This is a genomic window from Pseudomonas sp. WS 5021 (assembly GCF_012985535.1).
GTDB lineage: Bacteria > Pseudomonadota > Gammaproteobacteria > Pseudomonadales > Pseudomonadaceae > Aquipseudomonas.
Map to the genome: position 1 here is coordinate 166,784 of NZ_JAAQWP010000005.1, position 25,833 is coordinate 192,616.

Sequence of the window (25,833 nt, forward strand, 5' to 3'; positions counted from 1 at the left end):
AGTGTACGAAGTTTCCACTCGGGCTGTCGCCCCGATCTAGAGCGGATGGTAGTCTTCAAGGCATGTCGTTGTCAGGGAGCCCCTATGGGCAATCACAAGATCGGTATCCGTCGGGTCAACGTCGAAAAGATTCTGCTGGCGGCTGAGAAGGTCTTCGCCGAAAAGGGCTACGGCAGCACCGCCATGGCCGACATTGCCGAACAGGCGCAACTGCCGCGCTCCAACCTGCATTACTACTTCAGCACCAAGAGCGAGTTGTACAGCGCGGTGCTGTTCGACCTGCTGGAAGTGTGGAAGCAGGACGCCCTGTGTTTCGAGATGTTCGATGACCCGCGGGTGGTCCTCAGCAGCTACATCCGGGCGAAGATGCAGCATTCGCGCAGTCGCCCCTATGGCTCCAAAGTCTGGGCCAATGAAATCATCCACGGTGCGCCGACCCTCGGTGAAGCGTTGGATGCAAGCCTGTACGACTGGGCCAAGATGAAGGAAGCGAAAATCCGCCAGTGGGTGGAAGACAAACGCATCCTCGCGGTGGAGCCGTCGAGCCTGCTGTATATGATCTGGGCCTCGACCCAGCACTATGCCGACTTTGATCATCAGGTGATGATCCTCAACGACCATCAGGCGTTGTCGGATATGCAGTTCGAACGGGCGGTGCAGACGGTGACCAGTGTGATTTTGCGGGGGATTGGCTTGGAGCCCTGAGTTTGTGGTGCGGTTGAGGGCCTTATCGCAGGCAAGCCAGCTCCCACATTTTGATTGTGTGAACCCGATCAAATGTGGGAGCTGGCTTGCCTGCCATAGCGATTTAAAAGGCTACACCGCCTCTCGGTAGGGGTTGCGTGGGTCCTGCGTCCAATTCAAAAACGGCTTGCCGGTGTCCATCGGCACCATCTCGATGCAGTCCGCCACCGGGCAGGTGATCTGGCACAGGTTGCAGCCCACGCATTCGTCGTCGATCACTTGGTACACGTGGGTCCCATCGGCCTGCTTGAGGCTGGCAATGGCCTGGTGCGAGGTGTCTTCACAGGCAATATGGCAACGCCCGCAGCCAATGCAGGCGGCCTGGTCAATTTTGGCGATGACCTGGTAGTTGATGTCCAGGTATTTCCAGTCCGTGGTGTTGCCCACGGCGCGCCCGGAGAAATCCTGCAGGCTGTTGTAGCCCTGGCTGTCCATCCACCGCGACAAGCCATCCTTCATCTCGTCGACAATGCGAAAGCCATGCAGCATCGCCGCCGTGCATACCTGCACCGCGCCGCAGCCCAGGGCAATGAACTCTGCGGCATCGCGCCAGTTGCCGATGCCGCCGATCCCGCAGATCGGCAAGCCCTGGGTCTGGGGGTCACGGGCAATTTCAGCGACCATGTTCAAGGCAATCGGCTTGACCGCCGAGCCGCAGTAGCCGCCGTGGGTACTCTGGGTGCCGACGATCGGCAGGGCGACCATGCGCTCCAGATCGACACTGGTGATGGAGTTGATGGTGTTGATCAGCGATACCGCATCGGCGCCCCCGCGATACGCGGCACGGGCGGCCACGCGAATGTCGGTGATATTAGGTGTGAGCTTGACGATCACCGGCAGCGAACAGTAGGTCTTGCACCAGCGTGTCACCTGCTCCACATACTCCGGCACCTGGCCCACGGCCGCGCCCATGCCCCGTTCCGGCATGCCGTGGGGGCAACCGAAGTTCAGCTCGATGCCGTCGCAACCGGTGGCCTCCACCAGCGGCAGGATGTTTTTCCATGACTCTTCGACGCACGGCACCATCAGCGACACGATCAGCGCGCGGTCCGGCCAATCCTTTTTCACCTGGGTGATTTCCCGCAGGTTGATCTCCAGGGAGCGGTCGGTAATCAGCTCGATATTGTTGATACCCAACACTTCACGGTTGGCGCCAAAGTGCGCCGAATAACGGGACGAGACGTTGACCGCCGCCGGGTCTTCGCCCAGGGTCTTCCAGACCACACCCCCCCAGCCGGCCTCGAAGGCGCGCACCACGTTGTAGGCTTTGTCGGTGGGTGGTGCGGAGGCCAGCCAGAACGGGTTGGGGGCTTTGATACCGGCGAACACAATCGATAGATCGGCCATTTACGCAGCCTCCACATTGAGCATGAGTTGAGCGTGCATGGCCTCGGCGGCCAGCTTGCCGTGTTGCACGGCCTGGACGGTGAGGTCTTGCCCGAGGCTGACGCAATCGCCACCGGCATACACGCCGGGGATGCTGGTTTGCAGCTGCGCATCGACAAAGATCCGTTCGCCCTGGCGTTGCAGTTGCTGGGCCAGTGGGTCGTGCAAGGCCTGGTCGTCGAAGCCTTGGCCGATGGCCTTGAAGATCGCATCTGCCGCCAGCTCGAAAGTTTCGCCGGTGGGGTGCAGGCGGCCGTTTTCCAGGCGCGTGCGGGCAAAGCGCATGCCGCGTACCTGGCCCTGGTCGTCCAGCAGCACAGTGTCGGGTTGGGCCCAGGTCAGCAGGCGCACCTGGTTGGCCTTGGCGATATCTTGCTCATGGCCGGTGGCGCCCATGTCGGCAAGCCCACGGCGGTAGACCAGGTTGACATCGCGCGCGCCCAGGCGGGCCATTTGCACGGCCATGTCGATGGCGGTGTTGCCGGCACCGAGCACGATGCAGCGGTCGGCCAGGGGCAGTTGGCTGAGGTCGTCGGCCTGGCGCAGTTCGCGGATGTAATCGGTGGCGGCGAGCAGGCCGGGGGCGTCCTCATGGGGCAGGCCCAGGTGTTTGCTGGCGGCCAGGCCCAGGCCGAGGAACACCGCGTCGAACTGCTGGTGCAGGTCGCTCAGGCTCAGGTTGTCACCCAGGCGCTGACCGTGGCGGATTTCGATGCCGCCGATCTGCAGGAGGAAATCCAGCTCCCTCTGGGCGAAGTCATCCACCAGTTTGTATTTGGCGATCCCGTATTCGTTGAGGCCACCGGCCTTTTCCCGGGCTTCGAAAATCACCACGTCATGCCCATGCAAGGCACTGCGATGGGCGCAGGACAAACCTGCCGGCCCGGCGCCGACCACCGCGATGCGCTTGCCGGTAGGGGCGGCGCGCTGGAACGGGTGTTGCTCGAAGTGCGCGTTGTCGATGGCATAGCGTTGCAACAGGCCGATCAGCACCGGGGCGCATTCTTCGCTGTGGTTGCGCACACAGGCCTGCTGGCAGAGGATTTCGGTCGGGCACACCCGGGCACAGCTGCCACCGAGGATGTTGGCCGAGAGAATCTTTTGCGCTGCGCCCTGGACGTTGTCGGTGTGGATGTTGCGGATGAAGGACGGAATGTCGATCTCGCTGGGGCACGCGTTGACGCACGGTGCGTCGTAGCAATACAGGCAGCGCGAGGCTTCCAGGTGCGCCTGGCGGGCGTTGAGGGGCGGTGCCAGGTCGGTGAAATGGCTGGCGAGGGTCGCCTTGTCTTCGTCGGGGTGGGGGAGGTGGTTCAGGGTCTGGATCACGGTAGTGTCCTCACGGTTTTTTGCCTCTGGCGGGCATTGATTTTTTTGTTGTTTGCACTGGCCTCATCGCGGGCAAGCCCGCTCCCACATTTGAACTGTGTGAACCCGATCAAGTGTGGGAGCTGGCTTGCCTGCGATCGGCGATGTCAGCGTTTCACCGCGGCTGGCTTGGAATGCTCCGCACGCTTGCGCAACTGCTCGAACACCGCCGGATACGCCGGCCGCTCGACATAGCGCCCGGCACCGCGCTCGGCGCGCAGGTCGCCGTCGACCCAGACCAGCTTGCCCTGGCTGATGGTGTGGCTGGGCACGCCGCGTACGGTCTTGCCTTCGAAGATGTTGAAGTCCACCTGCTGATGGTGGGTCTTGGCCGAGATGGTTCGCGAGCCCTGGGGATCCCACAGCACCAGGTCGGCATCGGCGCCGACCCGGATCGCACCTTTGCGCGGGTAGAGGTTGAAGATCTTCGCCGTGTTGGTGGAGGTCAGCGCGACGAACTCCTGCATCGACAGTCGCCCGGTGTTGACCCCTTCGTCCCACAGCAGCGCCATACGGTCCTCGATGCCGGCGGTACCATTGGGAATCTTGCTGAAATCGTCACGCCCAGCGGCCTTTTGTTCGGCGCAGAAGCAGCAGTGGTCGGTGGCGGTGGTGTGCAGGTTGCCCGATTGCAGGCCGCGCCACAGCGCGTCTTGGTGCCCGAGTGGGCGGAAGGGCGGGCTCATCACATAGCCCGCAGCGGTCTGCCAGTCGGGGTGCTGGTACACGCTGTCGTCCAGCAGCAGGTGCCCGGCCAGGACTTCGCCATAGACCGCCTGGCCCTTGGCGCGGGCGTAGGTGATTTCGTCGAGGGCTTCCTGGGTCGAGACGTGTACCAGGTACAGCGGCGTGCCGATGGTTTCGGCAATGCGGATCGCGCGGCTGGCGGCTTCGCCTTCCACTTGTGAGGGGCGCGACAGCGGATGGGCCTCGGGCCCGGTGATGCCCTGTGCCATCAGCTTGCGTTGCAGGTGATACACCAGTTCGCCGTTCTCCGCATGCACGGTGGGCACCGCGCCCAGTTCCAGGCAGCGCTCGAAGCTGGCGACCAGGGTGTCGTCGGCGGCCATGATCGCGTTCTTGTAGGCCATGAAGTGCTTGAAGCTGTTGATGCCGTGATGGCTCACCAGCTCGGCCATTTCCTCGCGCACCTGTTCGCTCCACCAGGTGATCGCCACATGAAACCCGTAGTCGGCCGCCGACTTCTGGGCCCAGCCACGCCACTGGTGAAAGGCTTCCAGCAACGACTGCTGTGGGTTGGGAATCACAAAATCGATGATCGACGTGGTCCCGCCCGCCAGGCCCGCTGCCGTACCGCTGAAAAAGTCCTCGCTGGCCACGGTGCCCATGAAGGGCAGTTGCATATGGGTATGGGGGTCGATACCGCCGGGCATCAGGTATTGGCCGCTGCCATCGAGTATCTCGGTGCCGGCGGGAATATCCAGATCAGTGCCAATAGCGCGGACTAGACCGTCTGCGCACAAGACATCGGCTTTATAACTTTCATCATGGGTAACAACGGTAGCGCCACGGATCAACAGAGACATGCCGAGTTCCTCAGAGGCTTGACCGGCTTATGCCAGTTCTAAGTGTTGTAGTGCTGCACACCGTGCAAGATTTATTCTTGTCAGTGGTGACAGGAATAGAAACTAGCCCGAGTTTTTCGAATGATCAAGATTATTTTTTATAAACATATATCCAGATTAAGTTGTTGAAATATATAGATAAAAATCTGAAATCACCAAAATGTAGCGTCCATTCACCATTTTGACGCACTTGACAGGTTCCCAATATGAGCAACATTTCCTATTGCAAATCAGACGCTTGAGAGTTGCCTCTTGACGGCGGGTAGTAATAAAAATAATTGTGTTGCACCAGATTGAGTCCTGATTGTTCGGACAACTTCTGCGTTATTTGGCCTGAGTGACGTTGAAAGTGCCGTGGGACTTTTCGGTAAATAAAATAAAGCTGATAAACATCAGCCAGTTATATAAGCGGTACGGATGGGGTGACGGCTTGCGGCACGGTAATTGAGTGCGCTGGCGGTTGGCCGGGTCCGTGATGTCATGTTGTCCATGCGGGACTACGGCCATCCAGCGTTGAGCGCCGGATGAGCAACAATAATTTTAAAAAAAACCGTGGAGCGGCCATGCAACAGAACAGATCGCAAGTCATAGAACGCGACGGCCTGTATGAACTCGACGCCGGCAGCGACGTCCTCGACAGCCCCCGCTACAACCACGACATGGCACCGACCAAGGTGCACGAACGAACCTGGAACAAGTGGCACATCACGGCGCTGTGGGTCGGCATGTCGATCTGCGTACCGACCTACACCCTGGGTGGGGTGCTTACCGCGTACTTCGGTTTGTCGGTGGGCGAGGCGCTGATGGCGATCCTGCTGGCCAATATCGTGGTGCTTATCCCCCTGACGCTCAACGCTTTTCCCGGGACCAAGTACGGCATTCCGTTCCCGGTGCTGTTGCGCTCATCCTTCGGCATCCTTGGTTCCAATGTGCCGTGCCTGATCCGTGCGCTGGTGGCGTGTGGCTGGTTCGGTATCCAGACGATGTTCGGCGGGCTGGCGATCCACTTGTTCCTCGGCTCGATTTTCGAGGGCTGGAAGAGCCTGGGCGGCACCGGCGAGGTGATCGGCTTCATGATCTTCTGGGTGCTGAACCTGTGGGTGGTGCTGCGTGGCGCCGAGTCGATCAAATGGCTGGAAACCCTGTCGGCGCCGCTGCTGGTGGCGGTAGGTATCGGCCTGCTGGTGTGGGCGTTGCCCAATGTGTCGCTCAGCGAACTCATGGCGATTCCGCCCAAGCGGCCCGAAGGCGCGAGCCTGACGGGTTACTTCATGGCCGGGCTGACGGCGATGGTCGGGTTCTGGGCCACGTTGTCGTTGAATATTCCCGACTTCAGCCGCTATGCCAAAAGCCAGAAGGACCAGATCCTGGGGCAGATTTTTGGCCTGCCGCTGACCATGTTCCTGTTCGCCGCATTGGGCGTGATCATGACCGCCGCCTCGGTGAAGTTGGTGGGGGTCAGCGTCTCCGACCCGGTGACCCTGATCGGCCACATCCAGAGCCCGGTGTGGGTGGCGGTGGCGATGGCGTTGATCATCATTGCCACGCTGTCGACCAACACGGCGGCGAATATTGTCTCGCCCACCAATGACTTCCAGAACATCGCGCCCAAGCTGATCAACCGCACCACCGCCGTGGTGCTTACCGGCCTGGTGGGGCTGGCGTTGATGGCCCATGAACTGCTGAAAAAACTCGGCCTGATCGTGTCCGATGTCAGCCTGGAAACCGTGTATTCCAACTGGCTGCTGGGTTATTCGAGCCTGTTGGGGCCGATTGCCGGGATCATGGTGGTGGACTATTTCCTGATCCGCCGCCAGCAACTGGACCTGGCGGGGTTGTACCGCGATGACGTGTACCCGGCGTGGAATGTGGCGGGGTTTATCGCCTTTGGCGTGCCGGTGGTGCTGACCTTGCTGTCGCTGGGTAGCGATGCATTCAGTTGGTTCTACAGCTATGGCTGGTTCACCGGCTCGGCGTTGGGCGGGGTGTTGTATTACGGCCTGTGCAGCAAGCGCAAAACCAGCCCGGTCGCTGCCAAGACATCCCTGTAAGCGATGTGGAATGCAATCAACTGTGGGAGCGGGCTTGCTCGCGAAGGCGGTGGGTCAGTGATGGATATATTGACTGATACACCGCCTTCGCGAGCAAGCCCGCTCCCACAGTTGGACCGCGTCAATCATAAGAAATACTGCCTGAGGAGATCCCCATGAACGCTGCCATCGACGTTCTACAATCGACCCATCAGCATATCAACCGCGACCGCCTGTGGCAGTCGTTGATGGACCTCGCCAAGCTTGGCGCTACCCCCAAGGGCGGTGTGTGTCGATTGGCCCTGACCGACCTGGATCGCCAGGCTCGCGATCTGTTTGTGCAATGGTGCGAGGATGCGGGTTGCACCGTGACTGTCGATGGCGTGGGCAATATTTTCGCCCGTCGCCCTGGGCGCAACCCGGCGCTGGCGCCGGTGATGACCGGCAGCCATATCGACACCCAGCCGACTGGCGGCAAGTTCGACGGCTGCTTCGGTGTATTGGCGGGAGTGGAGGTGTTGCGCACGCTCAATGACCTGCAGATCGAAACCGAGGCGCCGCTGGAGGTGGTGGTGTGGACCAACGAAGAAGGCTCGCGCTTCCCGCCATGCATGATGGGCTCCGGGGTGTTTGCCGAGAAATTCACCCTGGCAGACACCCTGGCCAAGACCGATGCCGAGGGCGTCACGGTGGGCGATGCGCTGAATGCGATTGGCTATGCGGGCCCCCGGCCGGTCAGTGGGCACAAGGTAGGGGCTTATTTTGAAGCCCATATCGAGCAAGGCCCGATCCTTGAAGATGAGCGCAAAACCATCGGCGTGGTGCTGGGGGCGCTCGGCCAGAAATGGTTCGACCTGACCCTGCGTGGGGTCGAGGCCCACGCTGGGCCAACGCCGATGCACCTGCGCAAGGACGCCCTGGTCGGTGCTTCGGCAGTGGTGGCTGCGGTCAACGCCGCAGCCCTCGGCCATCAGCCCCATGCCTGTGGCACCGTGGGTTGCCTGCAAGCCTACCCGGGCTCGCGCAATGTGATCCCTGGCGAGGTGCGCATGACCCTGGACTTCCGCCACCTGGAGCCGGCACGCCTGGACTCGATGATTGCCCAGGTGCGCCAGGTGATCGACGACACCTGCGCCAAGCACGGCCTGACCTTCGAAATGGTGCCTACCGCCGACTTTCCACCGCTGTATTTCGACAAGGGGTGTGTCGATGCTGTACGTGAGGCGGCCAATGGCCTGGGGCTGTCGAACATGGATATTGTCAGTGGCGCCGGGCACGACGCGATCTTCGTTGCCGAATTGGGGCCGGCGGGGATGATATTCGTGCCGTGTGAGGGCGGGATCAGCCATAACGAGATCGAAAACGCGGCGCCGGATGACCTGGCGGCGGGGTGCGCGGTATTGCTGCGGGCGATGGTGGCGGCGTCGGCGGCCGTGGCCAACAAGCGGGTGGCCTGAACCTGTAGGAGCCGGCAAGCCGGCTCCTACATTATTTATCAGGCGTGATGGGCGACAGGCTTATGGGCCTTGGCGCGTGTCGCGGCCTTGGGCTGTGGATGATGATGCCGGCGGGTCACGCGCAATACCCCCCACAACATGGCGCCGGCGACGGCCAGCCAGCCAAGCACCAGCAGGAAAATCGTGGTTGTCAGGCTCATGAGTGCCTCCTTTTGCCCTGTGCAGGGCACACACTGTCTTTGCAATGGACAGTCTAGCTGCCTCCCGGTTGCGTGCTATTGACCAATGGTCGTGTCCGTCCAACTTGTTTGCTCTATCCCGGGCTTTTTACTGCTGCCCAAGGCTATACCGGCGTCCAAGAGCGCCCTATGATCAACGCCCCAGCCCGCAGATGATCAAGAGAGTGAAGAAGTTGCGTTTACGGTCGAGTCTCAAAAAATCCTCGCTGGTGGCTGCCTGCGTCCTCGGATTGGCCGCGTGTGCCGGGCATCCCACCCCCTCGAAAATCCACGGACTGCCCGAACGTGTAGAGCTCAACGGTGTGCCGGCCTTTCGAGGCGACACCTACCAGGGTGGCCCAGCCGCCTTGGCCAGCATGCTGTCGCAACAAGGCATTGTGATTACACCGGGCTTGCTGGATAAGCCATTGCACCTGCCGGGTGGGGAAGCGGACCTTGAGCGCAATATGCAGATACTGGCGCGTGAGTACGGGATGCTGGTGTATCCGCTGGATGCCAAGCTAACCGCGCTGTTGGCGCAGGTGGCGGCGGGGTATCCGGTGATGGTGCGCATCACCGAGGGCTCGACACTCTGGGCCGAGCCGCGTTATGCGGTACTGGTGGGCTTTAACCAGCAGAACAGTACGGTATTGCTGCGAGTCGCAAGGGACCGGCGACGCCCGGTGGCGTTCAGCGACTTCGAGTCCGCCTGGAGCAGCGCCGGGCAGTGGGCGGTGCTGGTCCAGCGCCCAAGCCAGTTGCCGGCCAATCTGGATGCGGGGCGGTGGCAGCAGGCCGCTAACGCAACCGCCCAGGCCGGCCAGGAGCAGGCGGCAGCCCAGGCACTCAAGGTGATGGCCGAAAGACCGAAGCAGCCATAAAGCAAACGGCGCCCGAGGGCGCCGTTTTTTGTACCTGCCAATCGTGTATCAATGGGACTGGGCGACCCCGGTCTGGCGGGCCTTGAGATTCTTGTCGGCCTTGTATTGCAGGGCCACGTCCGGCACCGAGCCACTCTTGCCGGTTTCAATCCACTTGCGGATGCGGCTGGCATCGGCAAAGTGCGTGAACTTGCCGAAAGCATCGAGGATCACCAGCGATACCGGACGATTGCCCATGCTCGTCACCAGCACCAGGCAGTGGCCGGCCTGGTTGGTGAAGCCGGTCTTGGTCAGCTTGATATCCCAGTTGGCCCGGTTGACCAGGTGATCGGTATTGGAAAAGCCCAGGGTGTAGCTGGGCTTGCGGAACGACACGGTTTTTTCCTTGGTGGTGCTCAGTTGCGTGAGCAGCGGGTATTTGTGCGCGGCTTGCACCAGCTTGCTCAAGTCGCGGGCGGTGGACACGTTATGGATCGACAGGCCGGTGGGCTCGACATAGCGCGTGCTGTTCATGCCCAGGGCCTTGGCCTTGGCGTTCATCGCGGCAATAAATGCGGCATAACCGCCCGGATAGTGGTGGGCCAGGCTGGCAGCGGCACGGTTTTCCGAGGACATCAGGGTGATCAGCAACATCTCCTTGCGCGGCATCTCGCTGTTGAGCTTGACCCGTGAGAACACGCCTTTCATTTCCGGGGTGTCGCTGATGTTGATGGAGATGTACTCGTCCATGTTCTGCTTGGCGTCCAGCACCACCATGCCGGTCATCAATTTGGTGACGGAAGCAATCGGCACGACTACGTCGGGGTTGCTGGCGTAGATCACCTTGTTGGTTTGCAAATCCACCAGCATCGCGCTACCCGAAGCGATATGCAGCTGCGAGGTATCCCGTGGGGCCAGGGTGGTTTCACTGGCGTTGGCGACAGTGCCTGCGAATGCGAAGAACAGGCTGACGAGAGAGAGACGAATATTCACGCGGATGGACTCGCTAAAAGATAGAAAAATACCGGGTGCGACCGGCTTAATGAAAAATGACGTTACATATTATTAGTATGGGCCAGAAACTGTCGAATGTTCTTCTAAAACCAGACGAAAGCTCTTAAAAACAAAGAAAAAACGACTTTTTTTGCGGGCAATAAAAAGCCCCGCCATAAGGCAGGGCTTCTTTAGTGCGGCGGGTTATTAGCTGTGCAGCGTTTCGGCCGCGTACAGGGTGTTTTCCAGAAGGCACGCACGGGTCATCGGGCCTACGCCACCCGGCACCGGAGTAATCCAGCCTGCACGGGGCAGGGCGGTTTCATACACTACGTCGCCCACCAGCTTGCCGTCTTCCTGGCGGTTGATGCCGACGTCGATGACGATGGCGCCTTCCTTGATCCACTCGCCCTTGACCAGGCCCGGCTTGCCGGCGGCGACCACTACCAGGTCGGCACGGCCGACGTGGCCTGCCAGGTCCTTGGTGAAGCGGTGGGTGACGGTCACGGTGCAGCCGGCCAGCAGCAGTTCCATGGCCATCGGGCGGCCAACAATGTTGGAAGCGCCAACGACTACCGCATCCAGCCCATACAGGTCCACGCCGGTGCTTTCCAGCAGGGTCATGATGCCTTTTGGCGTGCAGGGGCGTAGCAGGGGGATACGCTGGGCCAGGCGACCGACGTTATAAGGATGGAAACCGTCGACGTCTTTGTCGGGGCGGATGCGCTCCAGCAGCAGGGAGGCATCCAGATGCTCCGGCAGCGGCAATTGCAGCAGGATGCCGTCGATGTTCGGATCGTCGTTGAGGCCGTCGATCAGGTCGGTCAGCGCCTGTTGGGTGGTGTCGGAAGGCAAGTCGTAGGCCTTGGAAACAAAGCCGACCTCTTCACAGTCTTTACGCTTGTGCGAGACATAAACCTGGGAGGCAGGATCGCTGCCGACCAGGATCACCGCGAGCCCCGGCGTGCGCAGGCCAAGCTTGCGACGTTCGGCGACACGTTTGGCGATCTGCTGGCGCAGGCTGGCGGCGATTGATTTGCCGTCGATAAGTTGTGCAGTCATTACGCGTGATTAACCATCGAGAGGGGGAGGAAAAGTGCGCGCATTCTCGCACGCCAGGACGTGAGGGCAAAGGCGCTTGGTCTGCAAATTCCCCTAACCCCTTAAATAAAATGAATTTTTTTCAAAAAAGATTTGACGGCCCCTGGGGGCGTCTATACTATTCGTCGCACTTGTCGGGCACAGCCTAGCACTGGTTAAGAAGGTCGAGCGCAATAGTGGTTTTATTGTGTGAGGCTGGAAGCATTTAGTTTGTAGTCCTCCAAGAGTACAGATTAATCAGGCGCCCGTAGCTCAGCTGGATAGAGCATCCGCCTTCTAAGCGGATGGTCGCAGGTTCGAGTCCTGCCGGGTGCGCCATTAGGCAGCTTTGGCACAAGTAGCGCAAGATGGTGGGCGTAGCTCAGTTGGTAGAGCACGGGATTGTGACTCCCGTTGTCGAGGGTTCGATCCCCTTCGTCCACCCCATATTTCAAAAGGCGCCAGATTTAACGGTCTGGCGCCTTTGTTTTAAAAGCTTCAAGCCGCGGATGTGGTGGAATTGGTAGACACACTGGATTTAGGTTCCAGCGCCGCGAGGCGTAAGAGTTCGAGTCTCTTCATCCGCACCAAATACAGCGTCACCCTTGCCATGGGCTGGGTTGGTGCTTAACAGAGAAGGCGATTGGCTTCTTTGTCACGCAATATGGTGGGCGTAGCTCAGTTGGTAGAGCACGGGATTGTGACTCCCGTTGTCGAGGGTTCGATCCCCTTCGTCCACCCCATATTCCGAAAGGCGCCAGATTTAACAGTCTGGCGCCTTTTTTGTTTTAGCGGTTTACGTATTCGGCGACTGCAGGTTCTGGGTCGCAGGGGTGGGCGCTTCGTCGTATTTTTGTTTCTCGATGATGCCGTACTACCCGCCGGCCTTGTGCGCAAGGTTGGCAGCCAGGGAGATGGTTGGCAGCTTCTTCTATATATAGAAGGGTTGGTACAGAGCCCTGGCGTGATTGGCTGTATTTGTCACTGGGGCGAGGAGCATTCGTGCATTCGTACCTGTAAAATGCCTGCTGTTTTTTAACCCGTTTTCAGTAGGGTGACTTCTTGAGTTTGACCCACTAGAATGCATGCCCTTGATTCTTGGGTCGGAAACGGCCGGCTAACGTCTGTGCAACGAGGAATATCCATGCAAGTTTCTGTTGAAAATACTACTGCTATCGAGCGCCGCATGAGCATCACCGTGCCGGCAGAGCGCATCGAGACTGCGGTCAACAAGCGTCTGCAGCAGACTGCCCAGAAGGCCAAGATCGCTGGTTTCCGTCCAGGCAAAGTGCCGATGAGCGAAATCAAGCGCCGCTTTGGTGCTGACGCGCGTCAAGATGCCGTAGGTGACGTGATCCAGGCTTCCTTCTACGAAGCTGTTGTCGAGCAAAAGCTGAACCCGGCTGGTTCGCCTTCCATCGAGCCTAAGTCCTTGGAAGCTGGCAAGGACCTGGAATACGTTGCCGTATTCGAAGTGTTCCCAGAGTTCACCGTCGCTGGCTTCGAAGGTATCGAAATCGAGCGCCTGAGCGCCGAAGTGGCTGATGCCGACCTGGACAACATGCTGGAAATCCTGCGCAAGCAGAACACCCGTTTTGAAGTGGCCGATCGCGCTGCCCAGAACGAAGACCAGCTGAACATCGATTTCGTAGGCAAGGTTGACGGCGAAGTCTTCGCTGGCGGCTCGGCCAAAGGCACCCAGTTGGTACTGGGCTCCAATCGCATGATCCCGGGTTTTGAAGACGGTCTGGTTGGCGCTAAAGCCGGTGAAGAGCGTGTTCTGAACCTGACTTTCCCTGCTGACTACCAGAACCTGGACCTGGCTGGCAAAGCCGCCGAGTTCACCGTGACTGTCAACAGTGTTTCCGAGCCTAAGCTGCCAGAACTGAACGAAGAGTTCTTCGCCCAGTTCGGCATCAAGGAAACCGGTATCGAAGGTTTCCGCGCCGAAGTTCGCAAGAACATGGAGCGTGAGCTGCGCCAGGCCATCAAGTCCAAGGTCAAGAACCAGGTCATGGACGGTCTGCTGGCCGCCAACCCGATCGAAGTGCCTAAGGCTCTGCTGTCCAACGAAGTGGACCGCCTGCGCGTACAAGCTGTTCAGCAGTTTGGTGGCAACATCAAGCCTGACCAACTGCCGGCCGAGCTGTTCGAAGAGCAAGCCAAGCGCCGCGTCGTGCTGGGCCTGATCGTGGCTGAAGTGGTCAAGCAGTTCGACCTCAAGCCTGACGAAGACCGCGTTCGCGAAATGATCCAGGAAATGGCTTCGGCCTACCAGGAGCCTGAGCAGGTCGTGGCTTGGTACTACAAGAATGACCAGCAGTTGAACGAAGTCCGTTCGGTTGTGCTGGAAGAACAAGTTGTGGATACTGTTCTGCAGAAGGCTAAGGTGACCGACAAAGCGGTCTCTTACGAAGAAGCAGTCAAGCCGGCAGAAGCAGCACAAGCCGACTGATTGTCCAACTCGTTTGAAAATACACCCATAAGCCAGCCTCGCGCTGGCTTATGCGTATTCAAGACATGACTATTTGGGAGTAACTGCAGAGCATGTTCCGTAATTCGTATATTCAGCAGAACTCTGATATCCAGGCCGCAGGCGGCCTGGTCCCGATGGTTGTCGAGCAATCTGCTCGTGGCGAACGCGCCTACGACATCTACTCGCGCCTGCTCAAGGAGCGAGTGATCTTTCTGGTTGGTCCGGTAGAGGACTACATGGCCAACCTGATCTGTGCGCAACTGCTGTTCCTTGAAGCGGAAAACCCGGACAAGGACATCCATCTCTACATCAACTCCCCAGGCGGTTCGGTGACGGCGGGCATGTCGATCTACGACACCATGCAGTTCATCAAGCCGAACGTATCCACCACATGCATTGGCCAGGCCTGCAGCATGGGTGCATTCCTGCTGACCGCAGGTGCTGAAGGCAAGCGTTTCTGCCTGCCTAACTCGCGCGTGATGATTCACCAGCCACTGGGCGGTTTCCAGGGCCAGGCGTCGGACATCGAAATCCACGCCAAGGAAATCCTGTTTATCCGTGAGCGTCTCAATACGCTGATGGCCAAGCACAGCGGGCACACCCTGGAAGAAATCGAGCGCGATACCAACCGCGACAACTTCATGAGTGCCGAAGCCGCGCGTGAATACGGGCTGATCGACGCCGTGATCGACAAGCGCCCCGCTTAATATAAGCCGCTCAAAATAGGGCTGGTCGGCATGTCCGACCACCGGCGGGCTTGAAAAAGCCCGCATAAGCCTTCATCTTGTGTTGCAAGCCTATCGGATTTGGATCGAACGAATGACTGACACCCGCAACGGCGAGGACAACGGCAAGCTGCTCTATTGCTCCTTCTGTGGCAAAAGCCAGCATGAAGTGCGCAAATTGATTGCCGGCCCCTCGGTCTTTATCTGCGACGAGTGCGTCGACCTGTGCAATGACATCATCCGTGAGGAGGTGCAGGAGGCACAGGCCGAAAGCAGCGCGCACAAATTGCCTTCGCCTAAAGAAATCAGCGGCATCCTTGATCAGTACGTGATTGGTCAAGAGCGTGCAAAGAAGGTTCTGGCCGTAGCGGTGTACAACCACTACAAGCGCTTGAACCAGCGTGACAAGAAAGGTGACGAGGTCGAACTCGGCAAGAGCAACATCCTGCTGATCGGTCCTACAGGCTCGGGTAAAACCCTGCTTGCAGAAACCCTCGCTCGCCTGCTGAACGTTCCGTTCACCATCGCCGACGCCACCACCCTCACCGAGGCTGGCTACGTGGGTGAAGATGTCGAGAACATCATTCAGAAACTGCTGCAGAAGTGCGACTACGACGTAGAGAAGGCCCAGATGGGTATTGTCTATATCGATGAAATCGACAAGATTTCGCGCAAGTCCGACAACCCGTCGATCACCCGGGATGTTTCCGGCGAAGGCGTGCAGCAAGCCCTGCTGAAGTTGATTGAAGGCACGGTTGCTTCCGTACCGCCCCAAGGTGGCCGCAAGCACCCGCAGCAGGAATTCCTGCAGGTTGATACGCGTAACATCCTGTTTATCTGTGGCGGTGCGTTCTCCGGCCTGGAAAAGGTTATTCAAAACCGTTCCACCCGTGGCGGCATCGGTTTCAGTGCAGAAGTGCGCAGCAAGGAAGAAGGCAAGAAGGTGGGCGAGTCCCTGCGTGAAGTCGAGCCTGACGATCTGGTCAAGTTCGGTCTGATCCCGGAATTCGTTGGCCGTCTGCCGGTCCTGGCTACGCTGGACGAGTTGGACGAGGCTGCTCTGATTCAGATCCTCACCGAGCCGAAAAACGCCCTGACCAAGCAATACGCCAAGCTGTTCGAAATGGAAGGTGTAGACCTCGAGTTCCGTGCCGATGCGCTCAAATCGGTGGCCAAGCGGGCACTGGAGCGCAAAACTGGCGCACGTGGCCTGCGCTCGATTCTCGAAGGCGTACTGCTCGACACCATGTACGAAATCCCCTCGCAGTCCGAGGTGAGTAAAGTGGTGATCGACGAAAGCGTTATAGAAGGTAAGTCCAAGCCACTGTATATCTACGAAAACAGTGAGCCGGCTGCCAAGGCTGCGCCAGACGCGTAAGCGTTTCGCAGTTTCGGTACAAACAAGGGGCCTCTAGGGGCCCCTTTGTTTTTCATAGGGATTTTTACTGTGTGTAACTGCCAGCATTGAGCTTGTTTTTTTTACACGCAGCCCCCATCTTGGTTTCAAGCTTACTTTCATCTGTCATAGAGGCGAAATCATGAAGACAACCATTGAATTGCCTCTCCTGCCATTGCGTGATGTGGTTGTGTATCCGCACATGGTTATCCCGCTGTTCGTGGGGCGCGAGAAGTCTATCGAAGCCCTCGAGGCCGCGATGACGGGCGACAAGCAGATCCTGCTGTTGGCCCAGAGAAATCCGGCTGACGACGATCCAGGCGAAGACGCCCTGTATCGCGTCGGCACCATTGCCACCGTTCTGCAATTGCTCAAGCTGCCGGATGGCACCGTCAAGGTGCTGGTCGAGGGTGAGCAGCGCGGTGGGGTCGAGCGCTTCATGGAGGTGGACGGCCACCTGCGTGCAGAAGTGGCGTTGATCGACGAAGTCGATGCGCCTGAGCGCGAATCCGAAGTGTTTGTACGCAGCCTGCTGTCCCAGTTCGAGCAATACGTGCAACTGGGCAAGAAAGTCCCGGCTGAAGTCCTGTCCTCCCTCAACAGCATTGATGAGCCAAGCCGTCTGGTCGACACCATGGCCGCACACATGGCGCTGAAGATCGAGCAGAAGCAAGACATCCTCGAAATCATCGACCTGTCGACCCGGGTCGAGCACGTCCTGGCCCTGCTGGATGCCGAGATCGATCTGTTGCAGGTCGAGAAGCGCATTCGCGGTCGCGTCAAGAAACAAATGGAGCGCAGCCAGCGCGAGTACTACCTGAATGAGCAGATGAAGGCCATTCAGAAAGAGCTCGGCGACAGCGAGGAAGGTCACAACGAAATCGAAGAGCTGAAAAAGCGCATCGATACCGCAGGCCTGCCAAAAGATGCGTTGACCAAAGCCACCGCCGAGTTGAACAAACTCAAGCAAATGTCGCCGATGTCGGCCGAAGCCACCGTGGTTCGTTCCTACATCGACTGGCTGGTGCAGGTGCCGTGGAAAGCCCAGACCAAGGTGCGCCTGGACCTGGCGCGTGCCGAAGATATCCTCGACGCCGATCACTACGGCCTGGAAGAGGTCAAGGAGCGCATCCTCGAATACCTCGCCGTGCAAAAGCGCGTGAAGAAGATTCGTGGCCCGGTGTTGTGCCTGGTCGGTCCTCCGGGCGTGGGTAAAACCTCGCTGGCCGAGTCGATTGCCAACGCCACCAACCGAAAATTCGTACGCATGGCCCTCGGTGGCGTGCGTGATGAAGCGGAAATTCGTGGGCATCGCCGGACTTACATCGGTTCGATGCCGGGAAGATTGATTCAAAAGATGACAAAGGTTGGCGTGCGCAACCCGCTGTTCCTGCTCGATGAAATCGACAAAATGGGCAGCGACATGCGTGGCGATCCTGCATCAGCCTTGCTCGAAGTGCTCGACCCCGAGCAGAACCACAATTTCAACGACCATTACCTGGAAGTCGACTACGACCTGTCCGATGTAATGTTCCTGTGCACCTCCAACTCGATGAACATCCCGCCAGCCCTGCTGGACCGGATGGAGGTGATTCGTCTGCCGGGTTACACCGAAGACGAGAAGATCAATATCGCCGTCAAGTATCTCGCGCCCAAGCAGATTGCGGCCAACGGCTTGAAGAAGGGCGAGATCGAATTTGATGTCGAGTCGATCCGCGACATCATTCGCTACTACACCCGCGAGGCCGGTGTACGGGGCCTTGAGCGTCAATTGGCGAAGATCTGCCGTAAGGCAGTCAAAGAACATGCCCTGGAGAAACGCTTCTCCGTGAAGGTCACGGCTGATGCGCTGGAGCACTTCCTGGGTGTGCGCAAATTCCGCTACGGCCTGGCCGAGCAGCAGGATCAGGTCGGGCAGGTGACTGGTCTGGCGTGGACCCAGGTGGGCGGCGAATTGCTGACCATCGAGGCCGCGGTGATCCCGGGCAAGGGGCAACTGATCAAGACCGGTTCCCTGGGTGACGTGATGGTCGAGTCCATCACGGCCGCGCAGACCGTGGTGCGCAGCCGCGCCCGCAGCCTGGGGATCCCCCTGGACTTCCACGAGAAGCACGACACCCACATCCATATGCCGGAAGGGGCGACCCCCAAAGACGGCCCTAGCGCTGGCGTAGGCATGTGCACGGCCCTGGTATCGGCCCTGACCGGCATCCCCGTGCGCGCCGATGTGGCCATGACCGGGGAAATCACCCTGCGTGGTCAGGTACTGGCCATTGGTGGCCTGAAGGAAAAACTGCTGGCTGCACACCGTGGTGGTATCAAGACGGTGATCATTCCTGAAGAGAATGTTCGCGACTTGAAGGAAATTCCTGACAATATTAAGCAGGATCTGCAGATTAAACCGGTTAAATGGATTGACGAGGTCCTGCAAATTGCGCTGCAATACGCGCCGGAGCCCTTGCCGGATGTGGCTCCCGAGATAGTCGCGAAGGACGAAAAACGCGAGACTGACTCTAAGGAAAGAATTAGCACGCATTAATACGTTTAAGCTTGGTGGCTTCCTTGACAGCTTTTTAGAGCCCTTGTTATAAAGCGGCTCTTATAAGTGCCTGTAGGCCATTCAGCACTGGTTTTTGCTTTCACCAAAAAACTTAGAATCATACTCAATAGATATAAGGGGACTTAGAGTGAACAAGTCGGAACTGATTGATGCTATCGCCGCATCTGCTGATATCCCGAAAGCCGCTGCTGGCCGTGCGCTGGACGCAGTAATCGAATCCGTCACTGGCGCTCTCAAGGCCGGCGACTCCGTGGTACTGGTAGGTTTCGGTACTTTCTCTGTGACCGATCGTCCAGCCCGCACTGGCCGTAACCCACAGACTGGCAAAGCACTGCAAATCGCTGCTGCCAAGAAACCAGGTTTCAAAGCCGGTAAAGCCCTGAAAGAAGCCGTCAACTAAGCTTCGTTCAAGCCTTTGCCTATCCGGGCTGGACGCAGGTCTGGCCTGGCAGCGGAGCGGCAACTGACCTGAGTATCCATTGGGTCGCGACGCCGGGGGGCGGGTTCAACACCCGTCCGTTCCGCCAGTTACGAGAAGGCGCATCCTCGGATGCGCCTTTCTTCTATCCGGATTCTACCCACGCTCCACGGTTGCCTAATTTTTGAAGTTCAACCGTTTCTGGGGGACGCATGCTGCAGAATATCAGGGACAATTCACAAGGCTGGATTGCCAAGACCATTATCGGGCTCATCGTTGTATTGATGGCCTTCACCGGTATCGAGGCCATTTTCCAGGCCACGACCAACAGCCAGGACGCGGCCAAGGTCAATGGTGAAGAAATCACTCAAAACGAGCTGAGCCAGGCCGTCGACATGCAACGTCGGCAGCTGATGCAACAACTGGGCAAGGACTTCGACGCGTCCTTGCTGGATGAAAAAATGCTGCGCGAGGCGGCCCTCAAAGGCCTGATCGATCGCAAGCTGCTGCTGCAAGGCGCGGCCGATTCGAAGTTCTCTTTCTCGGAAGCTGCACTGGACCAAGTGATCCTGCAGACCCCGGAGTTTCAGGAAGACGGCAAGTTCAGCGCTGAACGCTTCGACCAGGTGATCCGTCAACTGGGCTACAGCCGTATGCAGTTCCGGCAGATGCTGACCCAGGAAATGCTGATCGGCCAACTGCGCGCAGGCATTGCCGGCAGCGGTTTTGTCACCGACCAGGAAGTGCTGAACTTTGCGCGTCTGGAAAAACAGACCCGTGATTTCGCCACCGTCAGCATCAAGGCCGACCCGGCAGCCGTGAAACTCACCGACGACGAGGTCAAGGCTTACTACGACCAACACGCCAAAGAGTTCATGACTCCGGACCAGGTCGTCATCGACTACCTGGAGCTGAAGAAGTCTTCGTTCTTTGACCAGGTAGCGGTCAAGGACGATGAGCTGCAGGCCCTGTACGAGAAAGAAACCGCCAACCTCGCTGAACAGCGTCGTGCCGCGCACATTCTGATCGAAGTCAACGACAAGGTTACCGAGGCCCAGGCCAAGGCCAAGATCGAGGAAGTCCAGGCGCGCCTGGCCAAGGGCGAAAGCTTCGAGGCCCTGGCCAAGGAGTTCTCCCAGGATCCGGGTTCGGCCAACAGCGGCGGCGACCTGGGTTTTGCAGGCCCTGGCGTCTACGATCCTGAGTTCGAAAGTGCCCTGTACGCCTTGAACAAGGACCAGGTCTCGGCACCGGTACGTTCCAGCTTCGGCTGGCACCTGATCAAGCTGCTGGGTGTTGAAGCGCCAGAAGTGCCTTCGTTCGCCAGCCTGAAAGACAAGCTGACCCGCGAGCTGAAGACCCAGCAAGTGGAGCAGCGCTTCGTCGAGGCAACCAAGCAACTGGAAGATGCGGCATTCGAAGCCTCCGACCTGGCCCAGCCAGCTTCGGACCTGAAGCTGACCGTGCACACTTCGGCGCCGTTTGGCCGTGAAGGTGGCGAAGGCATCGCGGCCAACCGTGCTGTGATCCAGGCGGCTTTCAGCCCTGAAGTGCTGGATGAGGGTGCCAACAGCACCGCCATCGAGCTGGATCCGGAAACCATCGTGGTCCTGCGCGCCAAGGAGCACCGCAAGCCGGAGCAACTGCCGCTGGAAAGCGTGGCGACCGCCATCCGTGCCCAGTTGACCAAGGAGCGTGCAAGCGCTGCGGCGAAGACCCATGCTGACGAGCTGATCGCTAACCTGCGCGACGGCAAGCTGGCATTGGACCAGGCGGTTGATGGCCAGGCCTGGAAAGTCACCGAAGCTGCTACCCGTGGCCAGGAAGGCGTCGAGCCTGCCGTGCTGCAAGCGCTGTTCCGCATGGCCAAGCCGGCGGCGAAGGACAAACCGACCTTCACCGACGTGACCCTGCCGGATGGCAGCTTGATGATCCTGCGCTTGAACAACGTCAACGAAGGCGCTGCGCCAACCGATGAAGAGAAGGAGCAATATCGTCGCTTCCTCGCTTCGCGGGTCGGTCAGCAGGACTTCGCTGCGTTCCGCAAGGAGCTGGAAACCAAGGCTGACATCAAGCGGTTCTGATGTACTAATACCGTTTCAAAAAAACACCCCGGCCTGAAACCGGGGTCTTTTTTTGCCTGTTTGTCAGGTGCGGCGAGGCTGCAGGGTGGTGATCAATGCCAGCGTAGCCAAGGCGGCAACGACCCAGGGAAACCACATGACGCCCCATCCCTGAAGCAGTATGCCTCCCAGCAGCCCACCGCCGGCAATCCCCAGGTTCCACACCGTCACCAGCATCGACTGGGCTGCATCCGCCGAGTCACCGGCCGATTTGGCCAGCGCGGTTTGCAGCAAGGCAGGCAAGCCGCCAAACGCCAGGCCCCAGATGGCGACTGACAGGTAGACGACCTCGGTAGAGGCGATCCACAGCCCCAGGGCCAATGCTGCAGCGGCAAACAGGGTGCAACTGCTCACCAGTAGGACCTGCAGCAGGCGGTCAATCAACAGGCCGACGATCCAGATCCCCATCAGCGCGGCCAGGCCAAATACCAGCAATACCCGGTCGATGTCGGCGGTAAGCCCGGCGGGCGCCAGGAACGGCGCGATATAGGTGTACAGAATGTTATGCGCCAGCACGTAGGTAAAGGTCACCCACAGCACCGGTCGCACCCCCGGCAAACGCAGGACCTGGCGCAAGCCCAGGCGCTGTTGCGCACGTTGCCCGGCAAAGTCCGGCACCTGCCAGCGTACCCACGCCAGTAGCAGCACTGTCAGCCCGCTCATGATCGCAAAGCTCAAGCGCCAACCCACTGCAGTGCCCAGAAACGTTCCGGCAGGCACTCCAAGGGATAACGCCAGGGGCGCGCCCAGCATTGCCACGGCAATCGCCCGGCCCTGTAGGTGCGGGGCCACCATGCGGCTGGCATATCCTGCCAGCAGTGCCCAGAGCAAACCCGCGAACACCCCGGCCAACAGCCGTGCAACCAGGGTCAGCCAATACACGCTTGATAGTGCCGTGACACTGTTGACTAGCGCGAAGCCACCAATGGCTAGCATCAGCAAGGGGCGGCGGCGCCAGCCACGGGTGGCGATGGTCAGGGGGATGGCGGCCAGCAACGAGCCGAGGGCATACAGCGTGACGAGCTGGCCGACCAGCGCCTCGCTCACCCCGAGGCCGGCGCTCATCTGGGGCAGCAGACCTGCGGGCATCGCCTCGGTGAGGATGGTGATGAAGCCGGCGGTGGCCAGCGCCAGCAAGCCCGCCATGGGCAGGCGTTCGCGCTGGCTGGGCAGGCATTGCGATGTACTGCAGTCATTCATGTGGCTCGGCTCCGTATTCAAGGCATCAGGACATCGGGGCAGAGTAGGGGGCTGAACCACTTGGAAAAATGGGCTAAGGTTCCGAACTTATCGGACGTTTATGTCCGTAATTCGCAGGAAGTGACAATGGACAGTCTGGGCAGTATGTCGGTGTTTGTGCAGGTCGCGGAGACCCGCAGCTTTACCCAGGCCGGTCGGCTGCTGGGGGTGTCGTCCTCGGCTGTGGGCAAAAGCATTGCGCGCATGGAGCAGCGTCTGGGGGTGCGGCTGTTCCATCGCAGTACCCGCAGTATCACGCTGACGGCCGAGGGCGCGCTGTTTCTCGAGCGTTCACGGCGGATCCTGGCCGAGGTTGAAGCGGCCGAGCAGGAGTTGACTGAAGCAGCGACCACCCCCCGTGGCAAATTGCGCATCAGTTTGCCCCAGGTCAGGGGCCTGTTGATGCCGGTGCTGACCGAGTTTATGCGGTCCTATCCAGAGATTGAGCTGGACGTGGATTTTTCCGACCGCATGGTGGATGTGATCGAGGAAGGCTTCGACGCTGTGGTGCGCACCGGCAAGCCCGAGGACTCGCGGCTGTCGGCGCGGCTGCTGGGGCACTATCGGTTGGTGCTGGTGGGAGCGCCGCAGTACTTCGCCTTACACGGCGTACCGGCCTGTCCTACGGACCTCAACCATCATGCCTGCCTACGTCACAAGTTTTGCGCCACCGGCAAGCTGGAGAGCTGGCCCCTGCGCCATTTACCGGGCGAACCCGAACCGGTGCTGCGTGCACCGTTGGTCAGCACGACCATCGAGTCGCTAAAGCACGTAGTGCACGAAGGCCTTGGGATCGCCTGCCTGCCGGACTTCATGGTCCGCGAATCCGTCGAGCAGGGCCGCCTGCAGCGGGTGCTGGACGATTACCTGGAGCACAGTGGCAGCTTCTGGATGCTCTGGCCGTCGAGCCGACATGCCTCGGCCAAACTGCGGGTGTTTATCGATCATATGAGCGCCAGGCTTTTTCCTGCACCGCGCGTCGAGCCGGCTGGTGACGTTTTACCGACAGGAATCCGCGCGCGCAGCCGGTGATCTGTTGCACAATACCGCCCTGACCGTTTTCCTCAGGATGATCAATGTCGACTTCATTTCACTTGCGTGGCCTCGCGCTCGCGCTGGTGCTGGCAGGCGCCACGGGCTGCTCGTCGCCCAAGACCGCTATTTACGAACATGAGAACTTCGACGACTCCGGTACGTTTTCGCGCAATTACCCGGTCAGCGATATCGCGGCCTGCGAAGCGGCACGCCGGGCGTTGCTCAGCCAGGGCTACATCATCACCAGCAGCGACCCGAAGCTGGTGAGCGGTAACAAAAGTTTCCAGCAGACCGGTGAGACCCATCTACAGATCAGTTTCAACGTGGTGTGTGCCGAAGATGGCAGCGGCGAGCATCATGCCACCATGTTTGCCAACGCCCTGCAGGATCGCTACGCGCTGAAAAAGGTCAACAACTCCGCCAGCCTGGGGGTGGGCGTACTCGGTTCGGTGTCGATGCCGATCGGCTCCACCGACGACTCCATGGTCAAGGTGGCCAGCGAGACGGTCACCTCGCCCAAGTTCTATGACCGCTACTTTTCCCTGGTGGATGTGTTCCTGCCCCAGGAAGTGAAAGCCGCCGAGCACATTCCCGAAGCGCCAAAGGCCGATCTCGGCGTACCGGAACCCAAGCCCGCGCCGGCGGTGGATAAGGTAGAAGCGCCGAAAGAAGTGCCGCCGGTACCTGTCACGCCAGCGGTCTCGGAACCGCTTGCACCGCCGGTAGAGGCCATGCCCATTACCCCGCAAACTCCAGCAGAAGTGCCGACTACGCCTGTGCTGCCGGCACCGACAGAGGTGATTCCACCGCTGCCGGCCACCGGCGAGTAATTACGCGCGGGCCGAGAGGGTCAAGTTTGATGAATTAAATCCGTTGCCCGTCGCTACGTTTAATCCTGGAGTGCAGGAATGTCATGACCCTGTCTTTTTTTTGTCACCACGGCACTTTAGGCTGGTGATGCAGGTCACTTGAACAACCTGCTTTGATGACACAAGGAGTCGACGATGGACGATTATCAAGAAGAGCTGCTGGAATACCAGGCATTTGAACTGGACCCTTCGCACCCGGCCGACGACGCCACCGAGCTGTAGGCAGGCGTCAGGCGGAATGCCGCTGACTGCGGCGAAATTCCCCTGGGGTCTGGCTGTTCCAGCGCTTGAAGGCCCGTTGAAAGGCCTCCGCTGAGGCAAAACCGAGCAAGTAGGCAATTTCCCCAAACGCCAGTTCCGTGTCGCGAATGTAGGTCATGGCCAGGTCGCGGCGGGTGTCGTTGAGAATCGCGCGAAACTGCGTGCCTTCCTCGGCCAGTTTGCGGCGCAAGGTCCAGGTTGGCAGCTTCAGGCGCGCCGCCACTTCTTCCAGGTCGGGTTCCCGGCCGCCATTGAGCATCGGCCCCAGCAAACGAATGATGCGCTCGCGCAGGCTGCGGGTGCGGGTCAGTTGTTCCAACTCCCGTTCACACAATTGCACCAGCAAGTGCCAGGTACTTGGGCAGTGCTGCGGGTTGCGCAGGCCCAGGCTGTACTGGCTCAGCCGCAGTTGGTTGAGCTCGGCGCCGAACTGCACCGGGCACTCGCCCAGCACGCTGTAGCTGGCGCTGTAGTCCGGTGCGGCGAATTCGATTTCGATGCGCTCGGCCAGCACCGGCTGCTGGCACAAGTTCGCCATCTGATGCAGCCAGCCGGCCAGAATCGAGTCCACCACGAAGCGGTTATAAGCGTTGTACGGGCTGATGGAATAGAAGCGCAGCCAAGCGCCCTGGGCGTCTTCATGAAAGCTCGACTGGCCACGATAGTTGGCGCCGTACAAGGCCTCGAAGCGCGTCAGGGTGCGTGCCGCTTCGCGCACGTTGGGCGCCTGGGCGGCGGTGACGCCGGCCAGGCCAAGTTGATTCATACGGCTCAACTGGCCCATGCGCAGGCCCAGGCCGGGGTCGCCGGTCAGTTGGATGGCCGCATGGCCCAGGCGCATATAGCGCGGGATCGACAGGCGCGCGCCGGGTTCACTCAAGCGCGCCGGGTCCAGGCCGTATTGCAACAGCAACGGCTGCGGGTCCAGGCCATGGCTGAGGATGGCGTCGGCCAGGGTGTGCACGATGCCCACCGATAAGTCCCCGAGGCGCATCGGTGCCGGCTTCAT

At 59.7% G+C, this 25,833-nt stretch carries 20 protein-coding genes and 4 tRNA genes; 16 read left to right on the forward strand and 8 right to left on the reverse strand.

Annotated elements, in window-relative coordinates; translation table 11 throughout:
- The first annotated feature begins 84 nt into the window (after window positions 1-84).
- Window positions 85-705, forward strand: a complete 621-nt coding sequence (locus HBO19_RS17255) for a TetR/AcrR family transcriptional regulator (RefSeq protein ID WP_029298440.1) — start codon at window positions 85-87, stop codon at window positions 703-705.
- Window positions 706-816: 111 nt separating this feature from the next.
- Here the strand turns inward: HBO19_RS17255 and preA are convergent, their stop codons facing one another.
- From preA to hydA, 3 genes are all read right to left on the reverse strand, one after another.
- On the reverse strand, window positions 817-2,091 hold the full coding sequence (gene preA, locus HBO19_RS17260) for an NAD-dependent dihydropyrimidine dehydrogenase subunit PreA (RefSeq protein WP_169954410.1): 1,275 nt from the start codon (window positions 2,089-2,091) through the stop codon (window positions 817-819).
- Window positions 2,092-3,459, reverse strand: a complete 1,368-nt coding sequence (locus tag HBO19_RS17265) for an NAD(P)-dependent oxidoreductase (protein ID WP_170057929.1) — start codon at window positions 3,457-3,459, stop codon at window positions 2,092-2,094.
- Window positions 3,460-3,605: 146 nt separating this feature from the next.
- Window positions 3,606-5,045: a dihydropyrimidinase gene (gene hydA, locus HBO19_RS17270; protein ID WP_169954408.1), complete on the reverse strand. Its 1,440-nt coding sequence runs from the start codon at window positions 5,043-5,045 to the stop codon at window positions 3,606-3,608.
- 602 nt (window positions 5,046-5,647) lie between these two features.
- On the opposite strand from hydA, the gene HBO19_RS17275 reads away from it, so the two are divergent.
- Together HBO19_RS17275 and HBO19_RS17280 are read left to right on the forward strand one after the other, a co-directional pair.
- Window positions 5,648-7,135, forward strand: coding sequence for an NCS1 family nucleobase:cation symporter-1 (locus HBO19_RS17275; RefSeq protein WP_170057930.1), 1,488 nt, complete (start codon window positions 5,648-5,650; stop codon window positions 7,133-7,135).
- A 155-nt stretch (window positions 7,136-7,290) separates the two neighbouring features.
- Window positions 7,291-8,571 (forward strand): Zn-dependent hydrolase, encoded by a 1,281-nt coding sequence (locus HBO19_RS17280; protein ID WP_170057931.1) that lies wholly within the window; start codon window positions 7,291-7,293, stop codon window positions 8,569-8,571.
- Between the two features lie 38 nt (window positions 8,572-8,609).
- On the opposite strand, the gene HBO19_RS17285 is transcribed toward HBO19_RS17280, so the two are convergent.
- Window positions 8,610-8,771, reverse strand: coding sequence for a hypothetical protein (locus HBO19_RS17285; RefSeq protein WP_169954405.1), 162 nt, complete (start codon window positions 8,769-8,771; stop codon window positions 8,610-8,612).
- 212 nt (window positions 8,772-8,983) lie between these two features.
- Between HBO19_RS17285 and HBO19_RS17290 the strand changes: the two genes are divergently transcribed.
- Window positions 8,984-9,670 carry a peptidase C39 family protein gene (locus HBO19_RS17290; protein WP_170058082.1) on the forward strand — a complete coding sequence of 229 codons (687 nt, stop codon included), beginning with the start codon at window positions 8,984-8,986 and terminating at the stop codon, window positions 9,668-9,670.
- 48 nt (window positions 9,671-9,718) lie between these two features.
- Here HBO19_RS17290 and pbpG read toward each other — a convergent pair whose 3' ends face one another.
- Window positions 9,719-10,642 carry a D-alanyl-D-alanine endopeptidase gene (gene pbpG / locus HBO19_RS17295; protein ID WP_169954404.1) on the reverse strand — a complete coding sequence of 308 codons (924 nt, stop codon included), beginning with the start codon at window positions 10,640-10,642 and terminating at the stop codon, window positions 9,719-9,721.
- 207 nt (window positions 10,643-10,849) lie between these two features.
- A complete protein-coding gene (folD, locus tag HBO19_RS17300; RefSeq protein WP_169954403.1) occupies window positions 10,850-11,704 on the reverse strand; it encodes a bifunctional methylenetetrahydrofolate dehydrogenase/methenyltetrahydrofolate cyclohydrolase FolD in 855 nt (284 codons plus the stop codon).
- A 280-nt stretch (window positions 11,705-11,984) separates the two neighbouring features.
- Here folD and HBO19_RS17305 point away from each other — a divergent pair.
- The 10 genes from HBO19_RS17305 to HBO19_RS17350 all read left to right on the forward strand — a co-directional run bounded on the left by HBO19_RS17305 (window position 11,985) and on the right by HBO19_RS17350 (window position 21,381).
- Window positions 11,985-12,061: transfer RNA gene (locus HBO19_RS17305), tRNA-Arg, on the forward strand.
- Window positions 12,062-12,093: 32 nt separating this feature from the next.
- A tRNA-His gene (locus HBO19_RS17310) sits at window positions 12,094-12,169 on the forward strand.
- A 58-nt stretch (window positions 12,170-12,227) separates the two neighbouring features.
- Window positions 12,228-12,312 (forward strand) — tRNA-Leu (locus HBO19_RS17315).
- A gap of 77 nt (window positions 12,313-12,389) precedes the next feature.
- Window positions 12,390-12,465: transfer RNA gene (locus HBO19_RS17320), tRNA-His, on the forward strand.
- Between the two features lie 401 nt (window positions 12,466-12,866).
- Entirely contained in the window at window positions 12,867-14,177 is a 1,311-nt protein-coding gene (gene tig / locus HBO19_RS17325; protein ID WP_029298423.1) for a trigger factor, read from the forward strand.
- Window positions 14,178-14,269: 92 nt separating this feature from the next.
- The gene (clpP, locus tag HBO19_RS17330) at window positions 14,270-14,905 is read left to right on the forward strand and encodes an ATP-dependent Clp endopeptidase proteolytic subunit ClpP (protein ID WP_029298421.1); all 636 of its coding nucleotides are present in this window, start codon (window positions 14,270-14,272) and stop codon (window positions 14,903-14,905) included.
- A 112-nt stretch (window positions 14,906-15,017) separates the two neighbouring features.
- Window positions 15,018-16,301 carry an ATP-dependent Clp protease ATP-binding subunit ClpX gene (gene clpX / locus HBO19_RS17335; protein WP_029298419.1) on the forward strand — a complete coding sequence of 428 codons (1,284 nt, stop codon included), beginning with the start codon at window positions 15,018-15,020 and terminating at the stop codon, window positions 16,299-16,301.
- Between the two features lie 160 nt (window positions 16,302-16,461).
- Window positions 16,462-18,858, forward strand: coding sequence for an endopeptidase La (lon, locus tag HBO19_RS17340; protein ID WP_170057932.1), 2,397 nt, complete (start codon window positions 16,462-16,464; stop codon window positions 18,856-18,858).
- Between the two features lie 148 nt (window positions 18,859-19,006).
- The gene (locus HBO19_RS17345; protein ID WP_003174819.1) at window positions 19,007-19,279 is read left to right on the forward strand and encodes an HU family DNA-binding protein; all 273 of its coding nucleotides are present in this window, start codon (window positions 19,007-19,009) and stop codon (window positions 19,277-19,279) included.
- Window positions 19,280-19,509: 230 nt separating this feature from the next.
- Window positions 19,510-21,381, forward strand: a complete 1,872-nt coding sequence (locus tag HBO19_RS17350) for a SurA N-terminal domain-containing protein (protein WP_170057933.1) — start codon at window positions 19,510-19,512, stop codon at window positions 21,379-21,381.
- A gap of 63 nt (window positions 21,382-21,444) precedes the next feature.
- Here the strand turns inward: HBO19_RS17350 and HBO19_RS17355 are convergent, their stop codons facing one another.
- On the reverse strand, window positions 21,445-22,620 hold the full coding sequence (locus tag HBO19_RS17355; protein ID WP_170057934.1) for an MFS transporter: 1,176 nt from the start codon (window positions 22,618-22,620) through the stop codon (window positions 21,445-21,447).
- Window positions 22,621-22,746: 126 nt separating this feature from the next.
- Between HBO19_RS17355 and HBO19_RS17360 the strand changes: the two genes are divergently transcribed.
- Both HBO19_RS17360 and HBO19_RS17365 read left to right on the forward strand, forming a co-directional pair.
- On the forward strand, window positions 22,747-23,691 hold the full coding sequence (locus HBO19_RS17360; protein WP_169954399.1) for a LysR family transcriptional regulator: 945 nt from the start codon (window positions 22,747-22,749) through the stop codon (window positions 23,689-23,691).
- Window positions 23,692-23,735: 44 nt separating this feature from the next.
- Window positions 23,736-24,524: a DUF2242 domain-containing protein gene (locus HBO19_RS17365; protein WP_170057935.1), complete on the forward strand. Its 789-nt coding sequence runs from the start codon at window positions 23,736-23,738 to the stop codon at window positions 24,522-24,524.
- A 268-nt stretch (window positions 24,525-24,792) separates the two neighbouring features.
- Here the strand turns inward: HBO19_RS17365 and HBO19_RS17370 are convergent, their stop codons facing one another.
- On the reverse strand, window positions 24,793-25,833 hold the full coding sequence (locus tag HBO19_RS17370) for an AraC family transcriptional regulator (protein ID WP_169954397.1): 1,041 nt from the start codon (window positions 25,831-25,833) through the stop codon (window positions 24,793-24,795).

Excerpts from the sequence above, each read along its gene's own strand:
- HBO19_RS17255 (WP_029298440.1), top strand. The coding sequence starts at position 85 with ATGGGCAATCACAAGATCGGTATCCGTCGGGTCAACGTCGAAAAGATT.
- preA (WP_169954410.1), bottom strand. The coding sequence starts at position 2,091 with ATGGCCGATCTATCGATTGTGTTCGCCGGTATCAAAGCCCCCAACCCG.
- hydA (WP_169954408.1), bottom strand. The coding sequence starts at position 5,045 with ATGTCTCTGTTGATCCGTGGCGCTACCGTTGTTACCCATGATGAAAGT.
- HBO19_RS17275 (WP_170057930.1), top strand. The coding sequence starts at position 5,648 with ATGCAACAGAACAGATCGCAAGTCATAGAACGCGACGGCCTGTATGAA.
- HBO19_RS17280 (WP_170057931.1), top strand. The coding sequence starts at position 7,291 with ATGAACGCTGCCATCGACGTTCTACAATCGACCCATCAGCATATCAAC.
- HBO19_RS17285 (WP_169954405.1), bottom strand. The coding sequence starts at position 8,771 with ATGAGCCTGACAACCACGATTTTCCTGCTGGTGCTTGGCTGGCTGGCC.
- folD (WP_169954403.1), bottom strand. The coding sequence starts at position 11,704 with ATGACTGCACAACTTATCGACGGCAAATCAATCGCCGCCAGCCTGCGC.
- tig (WP_029298423.1), top strand. The coding sequence starts at position 12,867 with ATGCAAGTTTCTGTTGAAAATACTACTGCTATCGAGCGCCGCATGAGC.
- clpP (WP_029298421.1), top strand. The coding sequence starts at position 14,270 with ATGTTCCGTAATTCGTATATTCAGCAGAACTCTGATATCCAGGCCGCA.
- clpX (WP_029298419.1), top strand. The coding sequence starts at position 15,018 with ATGACTGACACCCGCAACGGCGAGGACAACGGCAAGCTGCTCTATTGC.
- lon (WP_170057932.1), top strand. The coding sequence starts at position 16,462 with ATGAAGACAACCATTGAATTGCCTCTCCTGCCATTGCGTGATGTGGTT.
- HBO19_RS17350 (WP_170057933.1), top strand. The coding sequence starts at position 19,510 with ATGCTGCAGAATATCAGGGACAATTCACAAGGCTGGATTGCCAAGACC.
- HBO19_RS17355 (WP_170057934.1), bottom strand. The coding sequence starts at position 22,620 with ATGAATGACTGCAGTACATCGCAATGCCTGCCCAGCCAGCGCGAACGC.
- HBO19_RS17360 (WP_169954399.1), top strand. The coding sequence starts at position 22,747 with ATGGACAGTCTGGGCAGTATGTCGGTGTTTGTGCAGGTCGCGGAGACC.
- HBO19_RS17365 (WP_170057935.1), top strand. The coding sequence starts at position 23,736 with ATGTCGACTTCATTTCACTTGCGTGGCCTCGCGCTCGCGCTGGTGCTG.
- HBO19_RS17370 (WP_169954397.1), bottom strand. The coding sequence starts at position 25,833 with ATGAAGCCGGCACCGATGCGCCTCGGGGACTTATCGGTGGGCATCGTG.